At 42.7% G+C, this 393-nt stretch carries 1 protein-coding gene; it reads right to left on the reverse strand.

From position 1 onward, the window contains the following. Positions 1-393 (reverse strand): hypothetical protein (locus tag RW092_RS23495; protein WP_316011432.1); only part of this gene is annotated, 393 nt, incomplete at both ends.

Here is a 393-nt window from a genome sequence, read left to right on the forward strand (position 1 = left end):
CGGTTTGGTACTGTAATCTTCATTTGTGTACGGCCCCCACATTTCGCTTTCCGTCAATGTCGGCACGTATTGACGATATTTCCCCGCATAAAATTTAAAATCTTTAATCGTGTACGGTGTCCCAGCGTTTGACCCTTTACGGAGTAATATTCCACCAGGCAAATTGTTAAGCTCCAAACGCCCCCGGTACACACCAACGCCGTTTACGATGATTTCTAAAATGTCCTCACGCTTTTCAATCCTGATGTTTCTATAGACGTTATCATCCCAAGGACTATCCGCAACATAAGAATCATTTACCGGATAATGTCCAACGTCCAAAAAGTTGTAATATACGTCAATTCTTGCAACGCCGCTTGTAGCCTTTGGCATAACTAAAACAACAGTTTCCTG

The organism is Paenibacillus sp. 3LSP, from assembly GCF_032465655.1.
Classification (GTDB): Bacteria; Bacillota; Bacilli; order Paenibacillales; family Paenibacillaceae; genus Fontibacillus; species Fontibacillus barengoltzii.